The sequence below is a fragment of the uncultured Campylobacter sp. genome (assembly GCF_938015785.1).
Taxonomy (GTDB): Bacteria; Campylobacterota; Campylobacteria; order Campylobacterales; family Campylobacteraceae; genus Campylobacter_B.
The window spans coordinates 1-2,906 of sequence record NZ_CALLWC010000047.1 but is presented as its reverse complement, the minus strand read 5'-3'; the positions used below and the strand labels follow the sequence as shown (position 1 = coordinate 2,906).

At 35.6% G+C, this 2,906-nt stretch carries 1 protein-coding gene and 1 pseudogene; both read right to left on the bottom strand.

The genetic code is table 11. The features are described 5' to 3' along the window. Nucleotides 1-971 precede the first annotated feature (971 nt). Entirely contained in the window at nt 972-1,295 is a 324-nt protein-coding gene (locus Q0393_RS07025) for a hypothetical protein (protein WP_298979008.1), read from the bottom strand. Between the two features lie 104 nt (nt 1,296-1,399). Next, nucleotides 1,400-2,906, bottom strand: a pseudogene (locus Q0393_RS07020) (hypothetical protein); the annotation flags it as partial.

Sequence of the window (2,906 nt, the reverse complement as noted above, 5' to 3'; positions counted from 1 at the left end):
AAAGATAACGGAAAATACCTTTTACGCTTTTCATTTTTGAATCCTTCTTGTTTTACTTGCTTCTCAAGCCGCTTTAAATTTACGCTATACGCGCCTAAGATACTCTGCGCGTATTGAAATTTTAAAATCCGCGCCAGTAACTTTCGCCTGACGGCTAGTACTTTCTTTTTACTATATCGCCCTTTTTTACGAAATACTCCGTTTCACCGCAAGGATAGTAAATTTTACACCACTTGTCGCCACAGCTTTCGATAGGAACGACGCCAAATATTCCTTTTCTAACATCTGCTATCGTAAAATTTCCATCTTTTATTATATATATATCGGGGCTTTTAAATCATTTCTACTCTTTAATTCATAAAGTTTTTCGACACCTATGGGATAATCGCTAAAAAATGTTTCGCAGGTACTGACATAGCCGCCCCCGTTCCCATAAGTAATAAAATGGTTGGTTAACAAAAGATCTTTGCAGCCGCTAAATATTGTCATCCAAATTATGACTAATACTAATGTCAAAATTCTCATCTTATTTTCGCTCCTTTATTGGAATTCTATTTATAACGCCTTATGATATTCCTTGCAAATACATAATTTTAAAATTTTATACCTTAAGACTGCGCCTATCTTTTGTATGGTATTATATCGCTCTTTTTTACAAATACTTTTATCTCGCTGCACTTTTCAACGACCTCGCACCACTTATCATCGCAGTGACTAATTACAAATATAGGATAATCGGGTCTTGCCAAAACATCATTTTCATTTTTGGATGCATAGGTTCTATATTCTCCCTCATAAAAAAACTATATTTATGCCTATCCTTAAACCAATACATATTCTTTTGAGCGGATTTATCATCGGCGCCGGCGCATTTGGCGGCATATTTCATAAAATACGGCTCACACCCGCAAAAGAATAATAACAATATAAAAGGTGCGAAATACTTTACAGCTCTCCTTTCAAGTATAAAATTAATATCTTTTTACTATATCGTCTTTCTTTACGAAATACTCTTTTTGACCGCAAGGATAGTAAATTTTACACCATTCGCCTTCGCAGGATTGGATGGGGATGACTATCTCATCATAATAAGCAAATTCCTCTTTATCTTCATAGAAAATTTTACGAATAACGCCGTCTTTAAATTTATATATAATTTTTTGATCTATTTTTTCGCCGCATTCGCCGTAAAAGGCATCGTCTACGTGTTTTGCAAAAGTGATTTTATGCCCTAAAATCGTAGGGCTGCACCCATATAGGCATAATGCGACAAAAGGTATAACAAAATTTTTCATTTATTCTCCTTATTAAATCTATTTATAATATCATTATATGGATAAACATGATTGATATAAAATGGATTATGTTCTATATATGTTTGATTTTGTTGCACTTTCATCTATACACCATTTATAACATTGCTCCAAAATGTCGGCATAATAATAGCACTAGGATGACTCACTAAATCATATTCATAGTTATAGGTATTTTCTCCAAATTGGATATTAAATGGCGTTCCCGTGTATATAGTCTTTTTAGGATGCTTATCGAAATTTTTTAACCCAGAATTTAAAATCGCACTTCCTTGAGAGTGCCCTATGACTACATTGTCATTTTTTATCTCATGCCCCACCTGTCTCGCAATTCCTATAGTAAATGGTAGCATATCTACCAGACTTTCTAAAAGATCGGGCAAGAATCCCCTACTTGGATTATATAAGACCTTGTAATCTTCGCCTACCATATAGCGAGCCTGATCGCTTGCATTATTTTCATCCGTCAAAATTCCATTAACAAAAGCTCTCTTCGATTTTGAATTACCTAGTATCTTAAATTTAGGATCGCCCGTTACTATCGCCCCTATGTTAGCCAACAAACCTCCGTTGTCCTCTTCGCTAGGGATTAAACCCAAAGAGTAGGTGCCTAAGAAATTTAATCCTTTTGCAATGGTTCTTTCAAAAGCGTTGTTTGAATTTTTGCTCGGCATGTGATTTGATAACGAATCCGTAAGGAGTAGAAGCTCTTTTTTGATTTGATCTCGTCCGTCCTGGCTAAAAAATCTATGATCTATATCGGCCTTTGCGGATGAGTACAAATTACTATTTACGATATCTTTTTGTATTTTAGCCGTATCTCTATTTAGTCTGCTTAGTTCATCCGAGCCGGCTTCATTATTGATTATTAAATTGCCGCGTCCTACGGTAGCTAAAGTTTTATCTAAGCGTACCGAATGCGACCTGCTTAGCGATACGCTTGATGAGCTGAAATTTTTGCTATCTTCCTTGGCTACCTTTTCTTTTATGGACTTAATCGTATTTTGAATATGCTCGGCACTTAAGTCGTCTTGTTTTAATCTATCGTTCTTTTTATCTTGCAAGCTCGTGCCGCTTTGTCCTATGCTGCCGCTTGTTTGCATACCGCTCATTTGATTTGAGCTAAAGGCGTTTGATCCTGCGGTGCTAGCTTGGCTACCGCCATCTTTACTTCCGCTTCCTCCCTGTTGAGGATCCTTAAAAGCATAATTCGTTCCTATGCTTAAAGAATTTGATTTATCGTATCTGGTGTTGCTTAAATTTGAAAAAGTTAGGGTATCTGTTTTTAATCTAAGTTTACCGTTATCTATGAAATTTCCATTCTCATCATAGTAGCCTGCGGCTATTAGTGAACCTTTCAGATCTGTATTGGCTCCTACTTCTATATTTAGCTCTTTGGCAGTTATACTAGATAGCACGGTCTGTTTTACCATAGTGCTCGATTTGGATCTGGAGTAGTTAGCGTTTATGCTTGAAAGCTTAGAATTTGAATACCTTACTAGGTTATTTGCTTTCAAACTCACAACCATTATATTGATACAAAATAGGGCTACTATTAATTTCAAGCACTTATTCATATTTATTTTCATCAAA

Bases quoted from the DNA above. Each gene is read 5' to 3' on its own strand.
- Q0393_RS07025 (WP_298979008.1), bottom strand. From the start codon at position 1,295: ATGAAAAATTTTGTTATACCTTTTGTCGCATTATGCCTATATGGGTGC.